Raw genomic sequence first — 23,481 nt, 5'->3', positions numbered from 1 at the left:
TTATTGATGGGCAAAAGTGGTTAATAATACGCAAAAGAAAGCAAATCATGTATAATGATTGATAGGTGATAATATGGAAATCGTAATTGGAAAACAATGGAAAGAAAAAACAGACTATTATATTAAAGAAAGCTTATCAAAACCATCTGTTTGGCTGGTTGATGCTGCGGTTAAGGAAGAATATGAAAAGATGCTGCTGGAAGCCAGTGAAAATAAAGCGATCCTGCTGCAAAGTGTAATGACTTTTGATGAGTTTTATAATGATTTGCTTTTTTCACAGCAGTTTTTTAAACGTCAGGTTATAAGTCCTATTCAGTCGTTATTAGTGATTTATGAGATTTTATCGGATTATGATGGAGAGATTATTCAGTGCATGGATAATGGCATTTTACAGCAGCTGCATCATGTGTTTTCTTGCTTCAAGCGCTATAAAAGCAATTTAGAGTTATTGAAGGAGGTAGAACTGCCGGCTTTCTCGAAGAAAAAATTGGAAGAATGCGGACAATTATATCAAAGATATTTGGCGAAACTGGAAGCATATGGTTGGCGGATGAAGGAAGATTATGAATCGGACCCAGTTGAAATAGATGATACGATTCATTTTTATATTGATCAGATCGAAGAAGTGGATGAGCAGATGATGAGTCTGATTCATAAGATGACACATTGCACGCTTTTATTGACTTGTGATGATCAGGAGGATGCGTATACGCATTTTATAAAAAAAGAATTGAAGAGGTGGAATACAAAAATTACTTTATTTGATGGAACTGTAAGTCCGTTTAAAGAATATCTGATACAGAGTTATCAAAATTTGAAAGCACCGGATTATTCTTTAGATTATCCTTTGATGGGGATAAAGGCGGTTAATCAGCATGCGGAGATTTGGCAGCTAGCCGTTGATATCTATCATTTGATTGCCAGTGGTCAGGCTCAGTATTCTGATTTTGCAGTATACTGTACAAGTCAGGATTATTTTGAAAAAATAGAGGCTGTCTTTAAGCTGCATCGGCTTCCTTGTTTTATTGCAAAGACAATACCGATTTATCAAAGCCGAATTGCCATGCTTGTTAAAAGCTTATGGCTGTATGCGAAAACTGCCGATGAAATGCACTTAATAACTTTATTTAGAAGTCATCTTTTTAAAGGAGTCTTTTTGGATTCTAGAATTGATCTTTTTGAAAAGCAGCTTAAAACAATGCGTTCCTGCACTTTAGAAGATTATCAAGAAGCAAAAGCGAACATCGATTGGCTGACAGCAGAAATGAATTCTAAAGATTATGTCGATCAAAAAGTCGGTTGTTTAATTCTTTGGCTGGAAGAAATGGAGGTGGAAAAAGGGGCAATTGATGAATTAGAACGTGCCTGCTTATCTCAAACGTTGGAATATTTAAAAGAGTTTGAAATGCATATCAAAATGGACCAAAATGATTTTTTCGATATGTTGTTAGCATACTATACATTGCACGCTCCAAAAATAGAGAAAACAATGGATATGATCACAGTTGTCATGAACGATGCAGTAGTGACATCGGCAAAACGCATTTATATCTTAGGCTGCAATGAGAATAGTTTTCCAACCGTTGAGAGTGACAATGAATTGATTTTAAATGATGAGTGTGCTGCTTGTGAAGAAGCAGGAATCCATTTAGGATTAAATTTGTTTGAGCGGATCGAGGTGCAATACCTGCAATGGTTTAAATTATTTTATTTAGAAAAGAAAGTGACTCTTTCTTATATTACTGGCTCATTAGGAGGCGATGACTTTTTACCTTCTAGTCTTTATTTAAATGTAATGAAACAATTTAAAGGTAAAGAAAAAATTATTGGACAGACACGACGCTTGAGTGATGTGACTACCCCAGAGGCATCCTTAGATATCGCTCTTCATTATGGAGATACTACGGAGTCTATTCAATCCGTCCGTACTTTAGTGGATCAATATCAACATAATAAAAATCAGCCGACACCAATCGATGTGGCATTGCTTGAACAGCTGATCGATAAAAATGGACAAAAAGCTATTTCACCAAGTGAATTAGAGACTTACAATGGCTGTCCATTCAAATATTATATCCGTTATGGGTTAGGTATTTATCCTTGGCAGGATCACACATTAAAAGCAAATGATTTTGGTACTATTGTCCATGATGCTTTGGATGTTTTAAGTGATCTTTATGATGGCAAGAAAACAATCGAAGATTATTTGACAGAATACCGGATTGCAGATGTGCATAATACCTACGAAGAAAATATTTATCCTTTTATTTGTGAAAGTGATGTCTTAAACGAACACGATCAAGGATTATTTTTAATAATTCATCATATTGCGAATGAAAAAATCGATCAGAGTCAGCTGACAGCCAGCCAGCAGTATCTGTTTTATAAACTACAGCATGACTTATTCAATACGGTTAAAATTTTGATATATCAAATGTCAATCAGTGATTTTTCTATTACTGATCATGAACAATGGATAGAAAAAAATAATGGAGAATTTCTGCTTCATGGACGTATTGACCGTGTTGAACAGTATCAGCAGTATATAAAGGTAGTAGATTATAAATCTTCTCAGAAAGCTTTGGATCTTTGCTTAGCGACACTAGGGTTTAATATTCAAATGCTGCTTTATTTAGATATGGTATGTCAGGATAAGGCGCTGGAAAAAGGTGGAGTGCTTTATTTTAATACAAAACAGCGGGTAGTAAAGATGGATGAATATCTCTATGAGGATGGACTGGATTTCGAAGAAATTGTAAAGCTGTATAAAATGGAAGGCTATATCAACAGTGAAGAAACATTGATTAAGGCAATGGACCGTCACTATGATCCTAGTGTTATAGCGAATGTTAAATTTGTTAAAAGTAAAGGGACATATACAGGGAATTTATTGGATCGGGAAAGTTTTGATTGCTTATTGGAGAAAGTTAATCTGCATGTAGAAGCATTACTGGATCGCATTTATCATCAAGGAGATATCCGTATTTTCCCTAGCCATCATGATGCACCTAAGATTAACATGCTGGTGAATCCATGTACATACTGTGATTATGATAGTGTATGTCTGAAGGATGTCTTCTATAATGAAAATAATGAAATTGAATATACAGATCCAAAAACCATGCTGAAAATTTTAGGAGGGGAACAACATGATTAGTCCGTTTAATGATGAACAGGCACAGTCCATTGCAGCACGAGGTGTAAGCATTCTTGTATCAGCACCGGCAGGAAGCGGTAAAACAAAGATTTTGGTCAGCCGTATCATGTCTTTGCTGATGGAAGATGGTTATCATGTTGATGAATTTTTAGTGTTAACCTTTACTCAGGCTGCTGCCGCAGAAATGAAACAGCGTTTATTGTTTGCGATAGAAGATGAACTAAAGAAGGATTTGGAGCCTTCAGTATATACTCATTTATTAAAACAAAAGGAAAAGATTCCGTATGCTTATATCACGAATTTTCATGGCTTTTGTTCACAGTTATTAAAAAAATACGGTTATTTAATTCAAATTGAAGCAGGTTTTGATATTTTAAGCGAGTCGGCTTTATTGAAACATCAGGTATTGGATGCGTGCATTGAAGAATGGTGTCAGGAAAAGGAATTCACTGATTTTATTTCATTATATTTTAATGATATGCGTTTTGATGGTTTTAAATCTATTGTTTTAGAGTTGTATGAGATGATGCATTCAATTGATAATATCGATCGTTTTGTACAGTATATTAAAGAGCAAATTTATGAAAATTATATGGATAGTGATCAAGATTTAACAACTTGGCAGATTTTTCCGGAAATAAAGCGTCAGCTTAAAAACGCTGCAATCAGTGGTTATAATAATCTTATTGATCTTGCCAAGTTTGCAGAAGAGAAAGGAATTTCCGATTTCTTTATTCGTCCCGAAGAACAAAGTAAAAATAATGCAGCTTTACCGGTGCCGTTTGAGACGATGCAAGACTATTTCAAAGAACGCTTTCAACTGCTGAATCAGGATTATTTTGCCTATGATCATTTCCGTCAGGTATCTTTAAAGAATTCGGATAAAGCGTATACAATGAAGTGGGATGAGGATATCAAACCTTATCAAAAGGAATTTAATAGTAAAAAAATTGGTGTCACTAAGCCTTACTTGGAAAAGGCTAAGGTTTACTTGCCGGAAAATGAGAGCGCATTTAAGATGATTTTAAAAGAATCTTATTATGTTATCGAAATGCTTCTAGGAAAACAGGGACTTGTTCAGCGGTTTAAAATAGCTTATCAAAAAGAAAAGAAGGCACAGCATATTTTGGACTTTAATGATTTAGAGCAGTTCACGATTCAATTGCTGCAGCCACAGTATCATATTTCCGAACTGCTTTATCATAAATTAAAAGAAATTATGATTGATGAATATCAAGATACGAATCAAATTCAAGAAACAATTATTGGATTGATCAAAGATTACCAGACACCCTCTATTGTTGCATTTAGAGTTGGCGACATGAAACAGTCGATTTACCGTTTTCGCCAGGCTGATCCTCAGCTTTTTAAAGAAAAGTATGATCGATACAGCTTGAGCCTTGAGGAGGCAAATTTGACAGGAGAATTGCGAATAGATCTGCGTTTTAACTATCGTTCTAATAAGATTGTGTTGGACAGCGTTAATTATATCTTTAATCAGATCATGGATAATCAGGTAGGCGGATTAGAATATCTTCATGATGCTTCCAGCCATTTAAACTATGACTATCTGCGTAAAGAACGTTGTCCCTCTCTAGAGCAATTACCGGATGTTATCCGTAAGTGTGATGAGCGTTATCAGGCTGAAACTCGTTTTGACAGTGAGGTGTTATTAGTAGATGATACTCAGACGGGAGAATTGAAAGCGGCAGAATATGAAGCTCACATGGTGGCTCAGCGTATTCAAAAATTAATCAGTGAGGAAACCGTGGACGGCTATGATGGTAAACCAAGAAATATTAATTATCAGGATATTGTTGTTTTAATGCGTTCTACTTCTCTGTTTTTAACGTTTAAAAAGGTGTTCGATCAATATCAGATTCCTAATCATATTGTTTTGTCTCAAGGATATTTAAACGCTGTAGAGATTATTAGTGCAATTACACTTTTAAAAGCACTCATCAATCAGTATGACGATGTGAGTTTGCTGTCAATGCTAAGAGGAAACTACTTATTTAGTCATTTTGATGAAGATCTGATTATGAAAGTGCGTTTGATGAATAAAGAAAAGCCCTTAATGGATAACTTAAAGCAATATATTGAATCGCAAAGGGAAGGCAGTCAGCAACTGATGGATTTTAAAAATCAATATGATCAGCTGCGTGAACGTATGTTAGAATTAAAGCCAAGTGCTTTTTTAAAAGAAACACTGACAGTCAGCGGATATCGATTGTTTGTTAGTCAGTTGATTAACGGAGAACAACGTGTCGCTAATTTAGATTTATTAGTTGAGGAATTTGCTCAGCTTGAAAATAAAGAGGATATTTTTGCCATTGTAAAACGTTATGAACAAATGATGGAAAAACAAACGGCTTCATCTCCGGCACAAATGATTTCCGGTAGTGACAATGTAGTCCAATTTATGACGATTCATAAATCCAAAGGTTTAGAATTTCCGATTGTTTTCGTCAGCAATATAGATAAAGGATTTAATAAACAAGACAGTACAAAGCGTATTTTAATCGACAAACAGTTGGGGATTGCGGTAAAGCCACGAACAAAAAAGAGTGTTGAAATACACAATGGGAAATGGGTGGATCAGATTATTGAATATGAAAATCCTTATCGCCGATTACTCGCTGCAAGACAGACAGAGGAGGCAATCAATGAGGAAATGCGTATCTTCTATGTGGCATTGACGCGTGCTTCTCAAAAGTTGATTATGAGTGGAGTGGGGCGTTTAGAAACACTGGTAGAATGGCAGCAAAAAATTCTATTGAACGAAGACCCTGATATTTATGATGGAAAAGAAAATGAACACTTGCTGCTTTACTATAATGCGCGTAAAGCAAATTCATATTTAGATTGGATTGGACTTTCACTGATGCGTCATCCACAAATTATTAAACAATATAAGCATCTTGATTTAGAGGATTATCCGATCATTAAAACTAACTTTGAAAAGATCGAACAATTATCTTCTACACGTCGCTATTGCTTTGACAATACGAAGGCGTCTAAATTTACGATTCACTTTTTAAGTCCGGCAGAAATAGAAGCAACGATGGAAAAGCAAATGCCGAAACGTATCTTTAAAGAGGAAAATCAGCCGATCCATTATTTACCGCTGCCGGAAGTATCAGAAATAACGGTTACGACCAGTGCTACTAAACTGCAAAAAGAAGCTGATAACCATGATTATGGCTACACGCCGATCATAAATGTCCATAAAGAAATGAGCGCAGCGGATAAAGGGACATTAGTTCATTCCTTTTTTGAATATCTGCCTATGGATGGAACTTCTGTATCGTCAATGATTAGTCAGTTGTATGAAAAAGGACTGTATGATGAAAATGAAAAATCAGTTTTGATTTCTTATCAAGATAAGATCGAAACTTTTATGCAAAGTGATTGTTTCAAAAGAATGAAAGAAGCAAAACAACTGTATAAGGAAAAAGCATTTAGTCTGTTAGATGATCAGACGCATCAGATTGTACATGGAATTTTTGATGTTCTTTGTATTGAGGATGATCGAATCACTGTTATTGATTATAAAACAGATCGTGTTAAACCGGACACTAAGGAACACTATCTGATTGAAAATCATCGTGTTCAAATGGAATATTATAAATTGATTTTAAAAAGAATGTATCCGCACTGCCAGATCGAGGCGATGGTCTATTATTTGGAAATCGGGCGATATGTCATTTTGTAAAAAAGTATGATATAATGCTTTAAAAGATAGGGGATGAAGTATGGATAAACAGTATGACATAAAAGAAGTAAGAGAACGTTTTAACCGCTATAATCGTTTGGAGAAACTAATTCAGGAAAAGGGAAGACAGTTGGCTGTACAAAGAGATCGATTGAGTGATTTATATCGCCAATTGGAAAAAGAAAATCGTGATGTAGAGGAATTGGAACGTGCTTCATTTTCGTCTCTGCTAGCTCGAATTACCGGTCAAATGGAACAAAAGATGGAAAAGGAAGTTCAGGAGGCAAGAATTGTTGAACTGCGTTTTAATGATGCGAAACGTGTAGAAAAAGAATTGCTGGAGGAACTAACTAAACTAAAAGATGAACAATATCGTTTACGCAATGTAAAAGAAGAGTATAAAATTGCTTTATCTATGAAAAGAGATCAGTTAAGTCCATCACAGTTAGAAGAGATGGATCGTTTGCAAGATGAACTTCATGATTGCCAAAGTACAATTAAGGAATCCAAAGAAGCATTGACTGCCGGAGAAGAGGCAAAAGAACTGGTAGAACGAGCACAGCGCTCTTTGAGTTCGGCTCAGAATTGGGGAATTGTAGATATGATCGGGGCATTAGACTTTATTGCAGATATGGCAAAATATCAAAAAATAAACGAAGCAAAACAACTGATGAATGAATTGCAAATGGCATTGCGCCGTTTTAAGACAGAACTTGTTGATGTTAATTTTGATGCCAGGTTTGTGGTAAATATCAGCTCGTTCGATACAATGATGGATTTTTTCTTTGATAATATGTTCTTTGATTTTATGGTACAGTCAAAGATCAACGACGCTAAGAGACAAATGGATGGCATTTATGATCAGATCAATAATATCATGGCTGAATTAGAATCCATAAATGATCGTAATACAAATAAAATCTCCGAATTGAAAGAAAAAATAAGACAATTCATTGAAGAAGCCTAAAAGAGTCGAAAGACTCTTTTTTTACTCTTGACTTGTGCCTTCACATAAGCGAGATTATAATAAAAGTATCATTAGTTTTAGGGATAAAGAAATGAGGATTTATTCAATGCTCTGTCTAATGTTCAAGATAGACTGATAATGATAGTATAGAAATCAAATAGGAGTCATAAATAGATATTTATAGCCCTTTTGTTTAGGAGAACAGATATGAAATATCATGAAATACAATGTCTTAATGCTTGTAATCGCATACGTGAGGGGCGTCTCCCCTATCATTGGGATTTAAATATTTACCGTGGCTGTCAGCATGCCTGTCAATACTGCTATGCTCGTTATTCTCACCAGTATTTAGATGGAGGTGATTTTGATACGGATATTTATGTCAAAATAAATATTGCAGAAAGATTAGAGGAAATGCTGAGAAAGCCAAAATGGGATCACTCCGTTATTAATATCGGCGGTGTCAGCGATGCCTATCAGGCAGCAGAAGCAAAGTATGGGCTGATGCGTGGCGTTTTAAAGGTATTGATTAAGTATAAGACACCTTGTATTATCTGTACCAAATCAGACTTGATTTTAAGAGATTTAGATTTGATTAATGAATTATCTCAGCTTACCTATGTCAATATCGCAAGCACAATTACAGCAGATGATGAAAGGATCAGAGAAAGATTAGAGCCGGAGGCAATTCCTTATCAGCGAAGATGGGCAATGCTGAAAATAATTAAAGAACAGACAAACGCCGCGGTAGGAGTTCATTTAATGCCGATTATTCCTTATTTAACGGATCAGTTGGTAACTTTAGAAGCTATTTATAAAAAAGCACAAATGACCAATGTGGATTATGTATTACCGGGAATGCTGTATTTAAAGAGTGTGACAAGAACTCATTTTTATAATTTTATTTCTCATGAGTATCCTGAGCTTTATGAAAACTTACGGAAGCTTTACCATAATAAGGATGTGAAAAACAATTATAAAAAAGAACTTTATCCAATAATTTCCCTTCTGCAAAAGAGATATGGAATCAGTGTGGACTATAACCGTTTTAAAGAAGAAAAAATGAAAAGATCCGTACAGCTGCAATGGGATATATAAAGAAATTATTTTGGTGTCAGACGCTGTTTTAATATGTCGGAAATGTTATAATGAAAATGTCAGCTAAAGTTGTTTTATTATTTTCATCAAAAATAAAAAAGAAGAGGAGGAAATCTATGAGTAAGCATTTATCAATGGATGTTCGGGCTCCAATCGAACCGGATAATCCGGCGATTCAAAGGGACGAACATTTGTGTATTAAATGTGGGCAATGCAAAAACATCTGTACGGATTATATTGGTGTTCATAATACATATTGTTTAGAAGATACAGATGATGTAGCTGTATGTATTCACTGTGGTCAGTGCGCTAATGTTTGTCCGGTATCAAGCATTACGGAAAAATATGAATATGAAGATGTTAAAAAGGCAATTGCGGATCCTGATAAAATTGTGATTGTCAGTACTTCACCCTCAATCCGTGTTGCTTTAGGTGAAGAATTTGATATGGCAGATGGAAGCTTTGTCGAAGGAAAAATGGTTGCTTTGCTTCGTCAATTAGGGGTAGATTATGTATTGGATACGAATTTCTCAGCGGATTTGACTATTATGGAAGAAGCAAGTGAATTAATTGAAAGAGTAACTACAGGAAATAAACCACTTCCTCAGTTTACAAGCTGCTGTCCGGCTTGGGTGAAGTATGCGGAAATCTATCATCCGGATATGTTGGACCATATTTCCAGTGCTAAGAGCCCAATCGGGATGCAGGGACCGACAATTAAAACTTATTTTGCTAAAAAAATGGGAATTGATCCGACTAAAATTGTCAATGTAGCTTTGACTCCATGTACCGCAAAGAAATATGAGATTCGCCGCGAAGAAATGAATGCAGCAAGTCAGTATTTGGGAATTGAAGGTATGCGAGATATGGATTTCGTCATTACGACACGTGAATTGGCAAAGTGGGCAAAAGAAGAAGCAATCGATTTTGTAGGTTTAAAGAATGATGACTTTGATCGTGTTATGGGTGAAGGAAGCGGAGCCGGGGTTATTTTTGGTAATACTGGCGGGGTAATGGAAGCAGCCCTGAGAACAGCTTATGAATTCATAACAAAAGAAAAAGCACCAGCCACACTTTATGAATTAAAACCGGTTCGAGGTATGAAAGACGTTAAAGAAGCAACATTTGAAATCAATGGATTAACATTGAATGTTGCGGTTGTGTTTGGAACAAAGAATGCCAGTAATATGATTAAGCGTATAAACGAAGGATCTAAAGAGTATCATTTTATTGAGGTTATGACTTGCCCGGGTGGATGCATCGGCGGTGGTGGACAACCTAAGGGCACTTTATTAAAAGGAGATGCGCTAAGACAAAAACGTATTGATGGATTGTATCAGCGTGATCAAGCCATGAACCTCAGAACAAGTTATGAAAATGAAGAAATAAAAACACTTTACAAAGAATTTTATAAAAAACCATTATCAGATTTAGCTGAACAAATGTTACACACGCATTATAATGACAAAAGTAAATTATTAGGAGGAAAAAGAATGAAATATCGTTGCAGTGTATGTGGTTATATCCACGAGGGTGAATTAGAAGAAGGCTTTGTTTGTCCGATTTGCAAACAGCCGGCATCTGCATTTGTGCTGGTAGAAGAAAAGAAGGACAGTGATAATATTTATGCAGGAACAAAAACTGAAAAGAACTTAATGGAAGCTTTTGCTGGAGAATCTCAGGCAAGAAATAAATATACTTATTTTGCGAATATTGCCAGTCAGGAAGGGTATGATCAATTATCCGAAATTTTCTTGAAAACAGCGCGTAATGAACAGGAACATGCCAGAATTTGGTATCAGGAGTTAGGGGGATTAGGTGATACTGCCACTAACTTATTACATGCTGCTGAAGGGGAAAACTATGAATGGACAGATATGTATGCAAAATTTGCTAAAGAGGCAGATGAAGAAGGATTTACAGAACTAGCAGAAAGATTTAGAAAAGTAGCAGCGATTGAAAAATCACATGAAGAACGATATCGTGCTTTATTAAAGAACGTAGAAATGCAAAAAGTATTTGAAAAAGGTGAAGAAATGATGTGGGAATGTCGAGTTTGCGGACACTTAGTAATGGGGAAGAAAGCTCCTGAGGTTTGTCCTGTATGTAAATTCTCTCAAAGCTTCTTTGAAGTACGTAAAGAAAATTATTAATATAAAAACGGCTGAAGGACTTAACCTGACAGCCGATTTTTTTATAGTTCTTGATAACTGCAACACTTTTCTAGTTCATGCTGGATATAAGGCGAATCTTCATCATCTAGTAAAGCGACAAGCATGTCCCCTGTATGAAGAACTGTTGTTCCTCTTGGCAGCAGCTCCTTACCACCACGGATAATACTGATAATCAAGCATTTATTAGGCCATTTGATATCTTTAATCGCTTGTTCACATACCGGTGAACCAAGCTCTACAACAGACTGAATAATTTGCTTTTCACCATGGAAAGCAGACATGTCCATCCCCATTTTAGACAGCAGGTTATGCAGCAAACTTTCATAAATCGGTTCACAATTCATCATGCTGGCAACAAGATAGCTTACCAGCGAAACAACAGCTAAAGGCAGTAAGTTTGTCAGTGACCCGGACATTTCAGCAATTAAAATAATTCCCGTAATCGGCGCTCTTACGATAGCTGCAAATGTTCCCGCCATTGCCATGATGATGAAATTTGCTAAGTACATCTGAGGAAAATTAAACCATTGAATAGCGATGGTACCAAAGATAGCACCAATAAAGCTTCCTAAAACCAATAAAGGAAAGAATATTCCACCAGGAGCGCCAGAGCCGAAGCTGATGAGCGAAAAAGCAAATTTAGCCACTAATAAAATAAGCAAAGTTTGAATAACAAAGTTTTGATTAACACTGAGAAATTCAATCATTCGATGCCCGCCGCCTAAAATCTGAGGCATAGTCAGGATAATGAAGCCTGATAAAATAAACGGAATAATAACACCGTAAGGCCCTAATTTTGTTTTGCTGAATAACTTTTGTGTAGAAACTGTTCCCTTATTGTAAAGGACACCGAACACTCCACAAGCAATTCCTAATAAAATCACCATTCCATAGTAATGAAGCGGCAATGTACCTTCAACAACAAAGTGAAAAGTAGGGGATAAACCAAAAATATTACTTGAAATAAAATCACCGGTCACAGAAGCGCACATGACAGAAATCAGGACATGTACGTTAAAGTTTTTGTGAACTTCTTCCAAAGCAAACATAACCCCTGCTAGCGGTGCATTAAAGGCGGCGGATAATCCTGCAGCAGCACCGCAAGTCAGCAGCAAGCGTTCTTCCATTTTGACTTTATGAAATAATTTAGATAACCCTTTTCCCGCCATTGCTCCTAATTGAATGCTGGGACCTTCCCTTCCTAACGAAAGACCGCCGAACGCACAGAGTACACCGCCTAATATTTTAGTAGGCAGAATCTTATACCATTTTTGATCAACGAAAGAAATAATTTCTCCTTCAACTTGAGGAATCCCGCTGCCGCTGATTAAAGGCTCATACCTCAGTAATTTTGAAACAATCACAGCCAGTAGAATTAAGACTGCAAACCAGCCGATGATGTAAAGCAAGTTACCCTTTATTGCAGTTCCAATAAAGCCGATGAAATCTTCTGCATATCCTAACAGTATTCGATAGATGACAGCGACTAATCCGGCGATTAAGCCAGTCGCAATTCCTTCAATAATTAACATATATTTAAAATTCTTTGCAGTTTCCAAAAGATCAATAGTTGATCCTTTTTTATTTTTCATATAATAACCCCTTTTCCCAATTTCATTACTAGCATATACCTTTTTTTATTATTAGAAAAGGAAAAATTATCATCTTAATAAATAATTTTATAAATAAATGTGAAAAGAACTTGGGACGCACGGTTTAAGGACTGCTGTTATAATAGTAACAGGTGATCACTGTGAGATGTCCAAGATGTAAAACTACCGATCCAAAATACTTTTATAAAGTTAACGGTCGCTGCTACTGCCGGCGCTGCATAGCTTTTGGGAGAATATTTTGTGATGAGGAATTGAAGTCTCAGGAAGTCTCAAAAATAAATAAACATGTTTATTATGAATTAAGTTATACATTATCTTCCGCACAGAAGAAAATTGCACAGCATTTAATGGAGAATTTCATCCATCATAAAGATTCCGTTGTCTGGGCAGTTTGCGGCAGCGGTAAAACGGAACTGATTTATGATAGTATAGCGTACGCATTAAATCAGAATCTGAGGGTATGTGTGGCTATCCCTAGAAGAACGTTGGTAGAAGAAATCGGTGAGCGGATTCGCAAGCAATTTATTGGTATTGCCCCCTCTTTATTTTATGGCGGACATCAAGGCGATTTAACAGCACCTTTGATTGTTTGCACAACGCATCAGCTTTATCGGTTTTATAAATGCTTTGATCTATTGATTTTAGATGAGATCGATGCCTATCCTTATCAGGGTAATTCTCTCTTGAAGGATCTGCTTTTTGGTTCTTTAAAAGGCAATTACATTTTTATGAGTGCTACTTTAGATGCGGAAAGTTATCCTAATGCGGAATTGTTCGTTTTAAATCGTCGTTACCACTTAATCGACTTGCCTATCCCTAAATGGCAGTTTTGCTGGGGAAAAATGTGGAAAAGTCAAGTTCAGCATTATTTAACGAACTGGAAAAAGCCTGTTTTGATTTATGTTCCAAGAATTAAGGATTTAGATCAATTTAAGGGCTGGCAGCGACGATGGCGTTATGCAACTGTAAGTTCACATTCAAATGATGTTTCATCGCTCATTGACAAGTTAAGACATCGGGATCTTGATTTTCTGGTTACGACCACACTGCTGGAAAGAGGCGTTACGATCGAAGATGTTCAAGTCATTGTTGTTGAAGCGGATCATTTGGTATACACAAAAGAGGTTTTGCTTCAGATCGCCGGTCGTGTAGGACGGAGCCCTAAAGCTCCAACTGGGGAGGTGATTTTTCTATCTTCGCAAAAAACAAAAGCGATTGCGGGATGTATTCAGACCATCATCGATTTAAATCACATGACTGTTTAATCTGCTTTAAACCAATCGATCATCAATTTTTCCTTTTATCATTAATTGCTAATCCCTCAATTTGTATTGATTGTTTTAGAAAGTTAAACGTGTTAAATGAGAAGAGTCGATTTGATGGCTGTGATATTCACTTTCTTTATGAATACAATGAATTCTTTCGTTCTCTATTATTCCAATACAAAGGACAATATGACATTGCCTTAGCTCCTGTTTTTTTATCTTACTTTTTAATGGAGTTAAGACACCGATATTCGGACTGTATTGTTGCGTGCTGTCCTTCTAGTAAAGATCAGAATGAACGTCGTGGATTTGCTCCAATGGAAGAGATCGCTAAAACATTAAACCTTCCCCTTTTTACCGATCTCATTAAAATTGGAGATTATAAACAAGCAGATCAGCCGTTTAGAAAACGAAAAGGAATTTATGATCATATTACAGTTGTGGGTGGACAAGACCTTTATCAAAAAGAAATTTTACTGATTGATGATGTAATGACATCAGGACATACACTTAAAGCGTGTCTTGATCAGTTAAGAAAACTTTCGCCAAAGAAAATCGATATCTTAATTTTATCGTGCCGAAAACATAGGAAAACTTTGTCGAGCGAAAATTCTTTCTAATCTTTGCAGCAAAGTTTATACTAAAACGTAGAGATAGAAAGGATGAATTTTATGCAAGGAAAAGTGAAATGGTTTAACAGCGAAAAAGGATTTGGATTTATTGATCGTGGAGAAGGAAAAGATATTTTTGTTCATTATTCACAAATCGTTCAAGACGGCTATAAAAGCCTGACCGAAGGGGAATTGGTTGAATTTGAAATCTTCCAAAGTGACCGTGGTTTACAGGCTAAAAACGTTGTTAAAGTATAGAAAAAACAAGACGAGTGTGAGGCTTTAAAAGGCCTCGCATTTTTTTGTTTTATGAAGGCGTAAAATGCGAATATACGAAAAAAGGTTGATTTTTTGATTGTTTTTGTTATAATGAATTACGTATTTGTTAAGGAATGGAGGTAAAAAGGATGAACTTTGAGAAAGTCAAATCAATCAAAGAAGCCGTTTTACATAAAGGACAAATGTTTATACCATTGGTTTGTGTCTCTTCATTTTTCCTAGTAGGTTATGCCGCTATGGATAAAGAGGCGCCAGTCATTGCAGATGATTATGTGGTATTAAACTATGGTGACAAATTTGATGTTAGTATGGTAAATATTGCGGATAATAGAACATCTTATGATGATCTGTTAATCACATGTGATACATCTACTTTACGTGAAAGCGTAGTAGGAAGTTCTTATGTAACAGTAGAAGCAATCGATGAATACAATAACACTGCTTCGAAAGTCGTAGAAGTTAGAGTGGAGGATCATGTTGCTCCTAATTTTGAATTAGTTGCGGATTCAAAAGATACTCGTTTAGAAGATGGTAAAATGATTATCAATCTTAATTCAAGCAACACAATTACGGATCATATTAAAGCTATTGATAATGCAGATGGGGATGTAACAGCTTTCGTTGAAGTAGACGGAACTTTAGATACAGCGAACCTTGATCCGCAAACGATCACGTTGTCAGTAAGCGATTCATCAGGAAATGTAAACAAGAAAACATTTGATATCCAAGTAAAGGATATTGAAGCACCTGTTATTAATTTATTGCAGGGAGACGCTGTAACGACAGATTTTGGAAATGGATTCCATATTTCTGATTTTGCAACTGTCTCAGATAATTCTGGAGAAGAAATTGAAATATCATTAAGCAATGATATTGATACTTCTAAGGAAGAAACTCAAAGCGTTACATTAACTGCAGTGGATAGTGCAGGGAATAAAACAGAAAAGGAATTGAAAGTTGGCGTTGGAGATATTTCCGCACCGATCATCAATGCTTCTGATATTGAAATCGAAAAAGGAGATGCGCTGGATATTCGCAGCCAAATCTCGGTTATTGATAACAAAGATGGAGACTTAACTGCTGAAGCAACAATTGAGGGCAGTGTCGATACCGAAAATGCAGGGGACTATGCAATTACGATTAGTGCAAAAGATGCTGCCGGAAATGAAGCAACAAAAACGATTAATGTTAAAGTAAGTGCTTTTAGCGGCGGAGCTACCACTTCAATCGGAATGTCTTTAGTCGGATCACCATATGTCTTTGGTGCTACCGGACCTAGTGCATTTGACTGTTCAGGATTTACAAGCTATGTCTTTGCACAGGCAGGTATTTCTATTGGACGTACAACATTCTCACAATATGCAGGTGGAACACCTGTCAGTGATTTACAGCCGGGTGATTTAGTATTCTTTAATACATATACATCATTAGGTCACGTAGGGATTTATCTTGGCGGCGGAATGATGGTGCATAGTGGAAATGAATCAACTGGTGTAGAGGTAACAAGCATGGGGAACTCTTATTGGTCATCAACCTATGCCGGAGCAGTTAGATACTAAAAAGGTGAGTCATCACCTTTTTTCTTTTCTTTAAGGAATGATGATGGTATAATATGGTAGATAATACGGTCTGTTATGACTGAATGATGAAAGGAGATTTTTCATGGCTCTTAAAGTAAGCAAAGATGGCGATAATTCGACAGACAATAAAACCTATGAAGTTGTCGATTTGAATGATCAGCCAGCAGAAGAGATACAGATTGAGACATTCGAAGATGTAGAAACAAGTCATCAGGGGAATGTTGAATTTAATACAAAAGCACAAAAAACGAAAGTGGGGTTCTTTGATCGCATTCGTAAAATATTTGATCAAGAGAATAAAACACTTAAGGTTTTAGAAGCTCAAGCGGATAAAATTATGGCACTGGAACCACAGATGAAAGCTCTGTCTGATGAACAGTTAGCCGCTAAAACAGATGAATTCAGAGAGAAAATCGAAAGCGGAAGTACACTCGATGATATATTGATAGAAGCATTTGCAGTCGTACGTGAAGCTTCACGCCGTGTATTAGGACTTCATGCCTTTAAGGTACAGTTAATGGGGGCTATTGCTTTGCATAATGGTGATATTGCCGAAATGAAGACAGGTGAAGGTAAAACTTTAACCTCAATTTTTCCTGTATATTTAAATGCTTTAAGCGGTAAAGGGACACATGTGGTTACGGTCAATGATTATTTGGCGGGACGTGATGCACAAGATAATGGAAAAGTATTTAACTTTTTAGGATTGACTGTAGGATTAAATAAACGTGAGCTTTCCGCTCAGCAGAAGCGAGCAGTACATGCCTGTGATATTACGTATACAACAAATGCAGAATTAGGATTTGATTATCTTCGTGACAACATGGTGAAATCAATGGATCAGAAAGTATTGCGTCCGCTTAATTATGCGTTAGTCGATGAAGTCGACTCTATTTTAATTGATGAAGCTCGTACACCGTTGATCATTTCCGGTGGACAGGTGAATACTGCTAAGCTTTATAATCAGGCGGATGCCTTTGCGAAATCATTGGTGAAAACAGATGATTATGAAGTCGATGAAACATCAAAAGCGGTAACGTTAACTGAACATGGGGTAACACGTGCGGAAAAATACTTTAAAGTAGGAAACTTATACGATATTGAAAATACAGCGATCGTGCATCGTATCAATCAGGCTTTAAAAGCAAATTATGCGATGACACGTGATGTAGAATATATGGTCGCTACTGAAGATGGAAGTCATTCTTTAGCAAACGCCAGTGTTTTAATTATTGATCAGTTCACGGGTCGTGTGATGCCAGGTCGTGCTTATTCAGATGGTCTGCATCAAGCGATTGAAGCCAAAGAAGGCGTGCCTATCAAAGAAGAAACGATTACATTAGCGAATATTACGTATCAAAATTTCTTCCGTTTATTTAATAAATTAGCCGGAATGACCGGAACAGCTAAAACAGAAGAAGAAGAATTCCGTTTAATCTACAACATGCGTGTAGTAGAAATTCCAACGAATGTGGCTGTTATTAGGGAAGATGCTAATGATTTAGTTTTTGCGAAGGGTTCTGCAAAATTCAACGCTTTATGTGATGAAGTAGAACGCCGTCACAGTTATGGTCAGCCGATACTGATCGGGACAGTAGCTGTTGAAACCAGTGAAAGGATCAGCAAGATGCTGAAATCACGCGGTATTCGTCATAACGTATTAAATGCCAAAAATCACTCTAAAGAAGCAGAAATCATCAGCCGTGCCGGAGTAAAAGGGGCAGTAACCATTGCGACCAACATGGCTGGACGTGGAACCGATATTAAATTAGGTGAAGGGGTTAAAGAATTAGGTGGATTAGCCGTATTAGGATCAGAACGTCATGAATCAAGACGTATAGACAATCAGTTGAGAGGACGTTCAGGACGTCAGGGAGATCCTGGGTTCTCACGTTTCTACGTTTCATTTGATGATGAATTGTTAGCTCGTTTTGCCAGTGATAAAGTTAAATCAATGGTTGCTTTGCTTGGAGATGAAGCAATTGATAATAAAACCGTTTCAAAATCAATTGAAGGGGCACAGAAGCGTGTTGAAGGAAATAACTTCGATGCCCGTAAGCAAGTCCTACAATATGATGACGTTATGAGACAGCAGCGTGAAATCATGTATAGTGAACGTGATCGCATTATGGCGGAATCGGATTTAGGTGAAATAGTTAAGGGAATGTTTAAACAAGCCATTGAAGAAGAAATTAAAGCTCATACAACCAATGATGGAAAACATGATACAGTTGATGTAGAAAGTGTACTGAAGTCAGTGGGATCAAAATATATGTTGTTTAGTGTATTAAAAACACCAAATGCTGAAGCGGTAAAACAGGATCCGGAGAAATTGGCGGCAGTTTTAAGTGAAGTTGCCTTTAAAGGATATCGTTCACGCTTTAGAGAGGGATTAACTCCTGAACAGATTTGTGAATATGAAAGAAATGTTTTATTAAGCGTCATTGATTATTCATGGGTAAATCATATTGATGCCATGAGTAAATTGAGAAATGGAATTTATTTAAGAGCGTATGCTCAAAAAGATCCATTGCGTGAATATACAGAAGAAGCTTTCTATATGTTTGAACAGATGACAACTAGCATAGCGACAAGTATTTGTACTTCTATCAGAAGAATGGGCTTAAAAGTTCTTGATGAAGATGTAGAAAAGAAATTAGGACGCCGTGATATCACGGTAGAATTCTAAGCTTGGAATTATACGAAATTAAAAATGGGCTTGAAAAAGCCCATTTATTACTCGAACAATTAAGTCAGTCGCTAGATGTGAGTACAAAGGAAATGGAAATTGAGTCATTAACTGCACAAACATTAGAAGAAGGATTTTGGGATGATCCGGATCATGCCAAACGTATTTATGATCGTTTAACCGGATTGAAGAAAGCAGTCGATCAATATAATGAATTAAGTGATAAATTAAACGAATTAAATGAAACCTACGAATTAGCTAAAGAAGGCGATGAAGACTTCATGCTGATTTTAGATGAGGATTATCAGCAGTTTGACAATCAGTTGGATGCGTTTGAAAAAGACATGCTGCTGTCTCATGAGTATGATCATTTAAATGCGATTGTGGAAATTCATCCCGGTGCCGGCGGAACAGAAAGTCAGGACTGGGCAGAAATGCTGTTTAGGATGTATACTCGCTTTTCAAATAAAGCAGATTTCAAAGTGGAAGTGCTGGATTATTTAGATGGTGAAGAAGCAGGGATCAAATCAGTAACATTCTTAGTCAAAGGCTATAATGCTTACGGATATTTAAAATCAGAAAAAGGAGTACATCGCTTAGTGCGTATCTCTCCGTTTGATTCCAATGCCAGACGTCATACTTCATTTGCTTCAGTTGATGTAATGCCGGAATTCAATAATGATATTGAAATTGAAGTGCGTACAGAAGACTTGCGAATTGATACCTATCGTTCATCAGGAGCAGGCGGTCAGCATATTAATACGACAGATTCAGCTGTGCGTATTACCCATATACCGACCGGAATTGTTACTTCTTGTCAGACGCAGCGTTCTCAGATCAAAAACAGAGAACAAGCGATGGTGATGCTGAAATCAAAACTTTATCAAAAAATGATAGAAGAACAGCAGGCAAAACTAAGAGAAATCAAAGGAGAACAGAAAGAAATAGGCTGGGGATCACAGATTCGCTCTTATGTAATGCATCCTTATTCACTGGTAAAAGATGCGCGTACAGGCTGCGAAACCAGTCAGGTTGATCGTGTCATGGATGGAGATTTATTTGATTTTATCTATGCTTATTTACGTTGGGAGATTCAATAGACTATACTTTAGGTTATAGTCTTTTTTTCTTTTTAAGGCTTATCACAATAATAAAAAAATACGAAAATAATGTTAAAAATATGTGATTTACAGAAGATAATTTCTAATAGAGTTCGTGATATAATAAATAAAAATTTTTTTACATATTTTTATAAAATCATACAGGTTTTGACATTTAGTATGCTATAATTGTAAGCGGGTGATGAAAATGATTAAACTCCAAGGAGTAACTAAAAAGTATAAAACAGGCGTACATGCTTTAAATAAGATGGATCTTTCTATTGATCCCGGTGAATTCGTGTATATTATCGGACCGACCGGTGCTGGGAAATCAACATTTATTAAATTACTATATCGCGAAGAGAAAGCAACATCAGGAAATGTCATTGTAGATGGAGTAGATGTTTCATCAATAAAGAATCGGCATGTCCCATATTTTCGAAGAAAGATCGGAGTTGTATTCCAGAACTACCGTCTTTTGCCAAGAAGAACGGTGTTTGAAAATGTAGCGTTTGCCTTAGAGGTAATCGATACACCAAAGACACAAATACGAACAAGAGTTAAAGAAACCCTGCGTTTAGTTGGTTTAGAAGATAAAGCAAATGCTTATCCTCATCAGCTTTCAGGAGGACAGCAGCAGCGTGTGGCGATTGCCAGAGCGATTGTGAATTCTCCAAAAGTGTTGATTGCGGATGAACCGACAGGGAACTTAGACCCTTCAACGTCACGTGAGATCATTGAAATTTTAATGAAGATCAACAAAGAACATAAAACAACCGTGATCGTAGTCACTCATGATATTACGATCGTAGAGGAATATAAACAAAGAACAATTATGATTGCCGATGGATGTGTATCATCGGATACAATGGCAGGGGGGTATGATTATAGTGAAAGAAATTAGTAGTTGTATACGAAACTTGCCCAAGCATTTGATTACAGCGATACAGAGTATATGGCGCAACGGTGTGATGAGTGCCTCTTCTATTTTCGCAGTCACAATTACCTTGCTGTTGATTGGCTTAATTGGTGTTGTGGCAATAAATGTACAGGATATGACCACCTCAGTTGAAGAAAGCTTAACGATTTATGTTCAGCTGGAAAGTGATGCTTCTACTGAAGAAGTACAGCAGGTAGGCGAAGAAATAAATAAAATCGGTCAAATTAAATCAGTGGTATACTCTTCAAAAGAGTCAGAATTAGATAAGCTCATTGAAGCGTATGGTGATGATGGACAAAGTTTATTTGGTACATATAAAGGAGAAGAAAATCCTTTGGGTGATGCCTATGTGGTAGAAGTGGAGGATGCTCAGAATTTATCACAGATCGCAAAGCAAATCATGAATATTGACCATGTCAATAAAACAAACTACGGTGGGGATTCCACTGCCGAATTAGTCAAAACATTAGAGAATGTACGTAATGGCGGAGCGATCTTCATTGTTGCTTTAGGAATTATCGCATTAATGCTGATCTCAAATACAATTAAAGTTGCGATTACGGCAAGACAGACGGAAATCTCAATCATGCGTATGGTGGGGGCTTCTAACTGGTATATTCGTATTCCATTTATGATTGAAGGAATATTGATCGGTCTTTTCGGTGCTGTCGTTCCATGTCTTATCTTAATATTTGGATATACAGCGATGTATAATCAGATGAATGGGGTTTTCTTTTCTTCATTGCTGACATTAAGACCGGCATCTCCGTTTGTTTATCAATTCTCATTGATACTTGCGGGCTTAGGATCAGGAGTAGGGCTTGTAGGAAGTTACTTCTCTATCCGTAAATTCTTGAAATTCTAATGAATAAAATTATAAAAATAGTAGTGTGCATATGTTTCACTTTCATCGTTTGCGGTGCAGACTTATCCTACAAAGTAAAAGCGGAGGATGATTTTGAAATCAATGAACGCGATTATATCGAACGTTGCAAATCCTCTGAAATGTCAAAGAAGGATATTGAGATTTGCAGCCAATTCAATGAATATTTGAAAGCTAAAAATGAAAACTTAAAAAATAGTATGTCTGACTTACAGTCATCTATTGATGATACGGAAGGACAAATTGATACATTAAGAGATGAAATTGATGCAATCGATTTACAAATTCAAAATAAACAAGAAGAAATAAATTATGCTTCTGAGAATATTAATACATTGACGAATAATATTCAGGAACTGGAAGAAAGTTTAAAAACACGCTTATATGCGATGCAGATGTATGTCAATTCCAACCAATTCTTTGCTTTTATCATTGGTGCAACAAGCTTTTCGGATTTATTTTCCAGAATTGACGGAGTCAATCAGCTGACTTCTTATGATAAGGATTTAATGAATCGTCTGGCTAATGATAAAATAGCCAACGAAGAACAAAAGAATTTGATGGAAGAATCAAAAAATAACTTAGCTTTACTGCAGGAACAAAAAGGTCTCTATGAAGATCAACTGAATGCTCAGTTAGCGGATTTAACAGCTAAATTGGGATATATTGAACAAGAACAAAAATTAACCGAACCGGTTATTAATCAATTAGCAAGCGCAGTAGCAAGCAGTCAGGCGAGTATTGCCGAAGAAGAAGCTTATCAAAAATGGCTGCAGGAACAGCAAAACAAACCAAATACGCCTGATAATGGCGGAACAGATAATCCGGGAGATAATTCAGAATCAGATAATGGAAATGGTGATATTGACAGCGGTAATAACGGTGGCGGAGACAATGGCAATAACAATCAAGATACTTCAGCTTTAGGTTTGCAGATCGTTCAAAAGGCAATTAGTCAAAAAGGCAGCCCTTATGTTTGGGGTGGAAAAGGACAGCCGATTACCTCTGAATTAATCGGGTGGCTAAAAAGTGCTTATAAAGATGCAACGGCGGCTGGCTGGTATAATGGATTGGAAAATTACTATGATTCTGGTACCTTGGCTTTTGACTGTTCTGGCTTAACCTATTGGGCTTATGGCGAATATGGTATATTTGTTGGCTACTCGACACTTGACCAGCAGGTCAGGGGTTACGAAGTGTCTTGGGATAACATGCAGCCAGGAGATCTCATCTTATTTGATTGGGATTACAACGGTCAAACGGATCATGTTGGAATGTATGCCGGTAATGGAATGATGGTCCATACATCGACACCAAATGATGGGTTAGGGGTACATATGATTAACTTGAATGCAAGTTCTACATGGTATAACCATTGCTATACAATTAGAAGATTTATATAGCTTCTAA

At 36.5% G+C, this 23,481-nt stretch carries 15 protein-coding genes; 14 read left to right on the top strand and 1 reads right to left on the bottom strand.

Annotation, left to right across the window (positions count from 1 at the left end; genetic code table 11):
- Positions 1 to 73: 73 nt before the first annotated feature.
- From ACLRVU_RS10525 to rbr, 5 genes are all read left to right on the top strand, one after another.
- Positions 74 to 3,157, top strand: coding sequence for a PD-(D/E)XK nuclease family protein (locus ACLRVU_RS10525; protein WP_412891832.1), 3,084 nt, complete (start codon positions 74 to 76; stop codon positions 3,155 to 3,157).
- On the top strand, positions 3,150 to 6,872 hold the full coding sequence (locus tag ACLRVU_RS10520) for a UvrD-helicase domain-containing protein (protein WP_412891831.1): 3,723 nt from the start codon (positions 3,150 to 3,152) through the stop codon (positions 6,870 to 6,872). Before ACLRVU_RS10525 ends, ACLRVU_RS10520 begins: the two co-directional genes overlap by 8 nt.
- A 40-nt stretch (positions 6,873 to 6,912) precedes the next feature.
- Positions 6,913 to 7,839, top strand: a complete 927-nt coding sequence (locus tag ACLRVU_RS10515) for a hypothetical protein (RefSeq protein WP_412891830.1) — start codon at positions 6,913 to 6,915, stop codon at positions 7,837 to 7,839.
- Between the two features lie 207 nt (positions 7,840 to 8,046).
- Positions 8,047 to 8,937, top strand: coding sequence for a radical SAM protein (locus ACLRVU_RS10510; protein WP_412891829.1), 891 nt, complete (start codon positions 8,047 to 8,049; stop codon positions 8,935 to 8,937).
- Positions 8,938 to 9,053: 116 nt separating this feature from the next.
- Entirely contained in the window at positions 9,054 to 11,090 is a 2,037-nt protein-coding gene (rbr, locus tag ACLRVU_RS10505) for a rubrerythrin (protein WP_412891828.1), read from the top strand.
- 41 nt (positions 11,091 to 11,131) lie between these two features.
- Here the strand turns inward: rbr and ACLRVU_RS10500 are convergent, their stop codons facing one another.
- Positions 11,132 to 12,703 carry a chloride channel protein gene (locus ACLRVU_RS10500; protein WP_412891827.1) on the bottom strand — a complete coding sequence of 524 codons (1,572 nt, stop codon included), beginning with the start codon at positions 12,701 to 12,703 and terminating at the stop codon, positions 11,132 to 11,134.
- Between the two features lie 161 nt (positions 12,704 to 12,864).
- On the opposite strand from ACLRVU_RS10500, the gene ACLRVU_RS10495 reads away from it, so the two are divergent.
- The 9 genes from ACLRVU_RS10495 (at position 12,865) to ACLRVU_RS10455 (ending at position 23,474) form a co-directional block, all read left to right on the top strand.
- Positions 12,865 to 13,989 (top strand): DEAD/DEAH box helicase, encoded by a 1,125-nt coding sequence (locus ACLRVU_RS10495; protein ID WP_412891826.1) that lies wholly within the window; start codon positions 12,865 to 12,867, stop codon positions 13,987 to 13,989.
- A gap of 89 nt (positions 13,990 to 14,078) precedes the next feature.
- A complete protein-coding gene (locus ACLRVU_RS10490; protein ID WP_412891825.1) occupies positions 14,079 to 14,609 on the top strand; it encodes a ComF family protein in 531 nt (176 codons plus the stop codon).
- A 51-nt stretch (positions 14,610 to 14,660) separates the two neighbouring features.
- Complete coding sequence (locus tag ACLRVU_RS10485) at positions 14,661 to 14,858, top strand: cold shock domain-containing protein (RefSeq protein ID WP_041137822.1); 198 nt, start codon at positions 14,661 to 14,663, stop codon at positions 14,856 to 14,858.
- Positions 14,859 to 15,007: 149 nt separating this feature from the next.
- Positions 15,008 to 16,438, top strand: coding sequence for an NlpC/P60 family protein (locus ACLRVU_RS10480; RefSeq protein WP_412891824.1), 1,431 nt, complete (start codon positions 15,008 to 15,010; stop codon positions 16,436 to 16,438).
- A 103-nt stretch (positions 16,439 to 16,541) separates the two neighbouring features.
- On the top strand, positions 16,542 to 19,148 hold the full coding sequence (gene secA, locus ACLRVU_RS10475; protein ID WP_412891823.1) for a preprotein translocase subunit SecA: 2,607 nt from the start codon (positions 16,542 to 16,544) through the stop codon (positions 19,146 to 19,148).
- A gap of 2 nt (positions 19,149 to 19,150) precedes the next feature.
- Positions 19,151 to 20,248: a peptide chain release factor 2 gene (gene prfB / locus ACLRVU_RS10470; protein WP_412891822.1), complete on the top strand. Its 1,098-nt coding sequence runs from the start codon at positions 19,151 to 19,153 to the stop codon at positions 20,246 to 20,248.
- A 208-nt stretch (positions 20,249 to 20,456) separates the two neighbouring features.
- The gene (ftsE, locus tag ACLRVU_RS10465; RefSeq protein WP_412891821.1) at positions 20,457 to 21,152 is read left to right on the top strand and encodes a cell division ATP-binding protein FtsE; all 696 of its coding nucleotides are present in this window, start codon (positions 20,457 to 20,459) and stop codon (positions 21,150 to 21,152) included.
- Complete coding sequence (ftsX, locus tag ACLRVU_RS10460; RefSeq protein ID WP_412891820.1) at positions 21,139 to 22,053, top strand: permease-like cell division protein FtsX; 915 nt, start codon at positions 21,139 to 21,141, stop codon at positions 22,051 to 22,053. The genes ftsE and ftsX overlap by 14 nt, the downstream gene beginning before the upstream one ends.
- Positions 22,053 to 23,474 (top strand): NlpC/P60 family protein, encoded by a 1,422-nt coding sequence (locus ACLRVU_RS10455; protein ID WP_412891819.1) that lies wholly within the window; start codon positions 22,053 to 22,055, stop codon positions 23,472 to 23,474. Before ftsX ends, ACLRVU_RS10455 begins: the two co-directional genes overlap by 1 nt.
- Positions 23,475 to 23,481: the final 7 nt, after the last annotated feature.

This window comes from Beduini sp. (assembly GCF_047239305.1).
In the GTDB taxonomy this organism is placed as follows: domain Bacteria; phylum Bacillota_I; class Bacilli_A; order Erysipelotrichales; family Coprobacillaceae; genus Beduini.
The sequence above is the reverse complement of the archived record's forward strand: the minus strand, read 5'-3'. Positions and strand labels throughout refer to the sequence as shown.

What these genes read in the sequence shown, in the direction of transcription:
- ACLRVU_RS10510 (WP_412891829.1), top strand. Translation starts at nt 8,047, where the DNA reads ATGAAATATCATGAAATACAATGTCTTAATGCTTGTAATCGCATACGT.
- ACLRVU_RS10485 (WP_041137822.1), top strand. Translation starts at nt 14,661, where the DNA reads ATGCAAGGAAAAGTGAAATGGTTTAACAGCGAAAAAGGATTTGGATTT.
- rbr (WP_412891828.1), top strand. Translation starts at nt 9,054, where the DNA reads ATGAGTAAGCATTTATCAATGGATGTTCGGGCTCCAATCGAACCGGAT.
- ACLRVU_RS10520 (WP_412891831.1), top strand. Translation starts at nt 3,150, where the DNA reads ATGATTAGTCCGTTTAATGATGAACAGGCACAGTCCATTGCAGCACGA.
- ACLRVU_RS10500 (WP_412891827.1), bottom strand. Translation starts at nt 12,703, where the DNA reads ATGAAAAATAAAAAAGGATCAACTATTGATCTTTTGGAAACTGCAAAG.
- secA (WP_412891823.1), top strand. Translation starts at nt 16,542, where the DNA reads ATGGCTCTTAAAGTAAGCAAAGATGGCGATAATTCGACAGACAATAAA.
- ACLRVU_RS10525 (WP_412891832.1), top strand. Translation starts at nt 74, where the DNA reads ATGGAAATCGTAATTGGAAAACAATGGAAAGAAAAAACAGACTATTAT.
- ACLRVU_RS10515 (WP_412891830.1), top strand. Translation starts at nt 6,913, where the DNA reads ATGGATAAACAGTATGACATAAAAGAAGTAAGAGAACGTTTTAACCGC.
- ftsE (WP_412891821.1), top strand. Translation starts at nt 20,457, where the DNA reads ATGATTAAACTCCAAGGAGTAACTAAAAAGTATAAAACAGGCGTACAT.
- ACLRVU_RS10455 (WP_412891819.1), top strand. Translation starts at nt 22,053, where the DNA reads ATGAATAAAATTATAAAAATAGTAGTGTGCATATGTTTCACTTTCATC.
- ACLRVU_RS10480 (WP_412891824.1), top strand. Translation starts at nt 15,008, where the DNA reads ATGAACTTTGAGAAAGTCAAATCAATCAAAGAAGCCGTTTTACATAAA.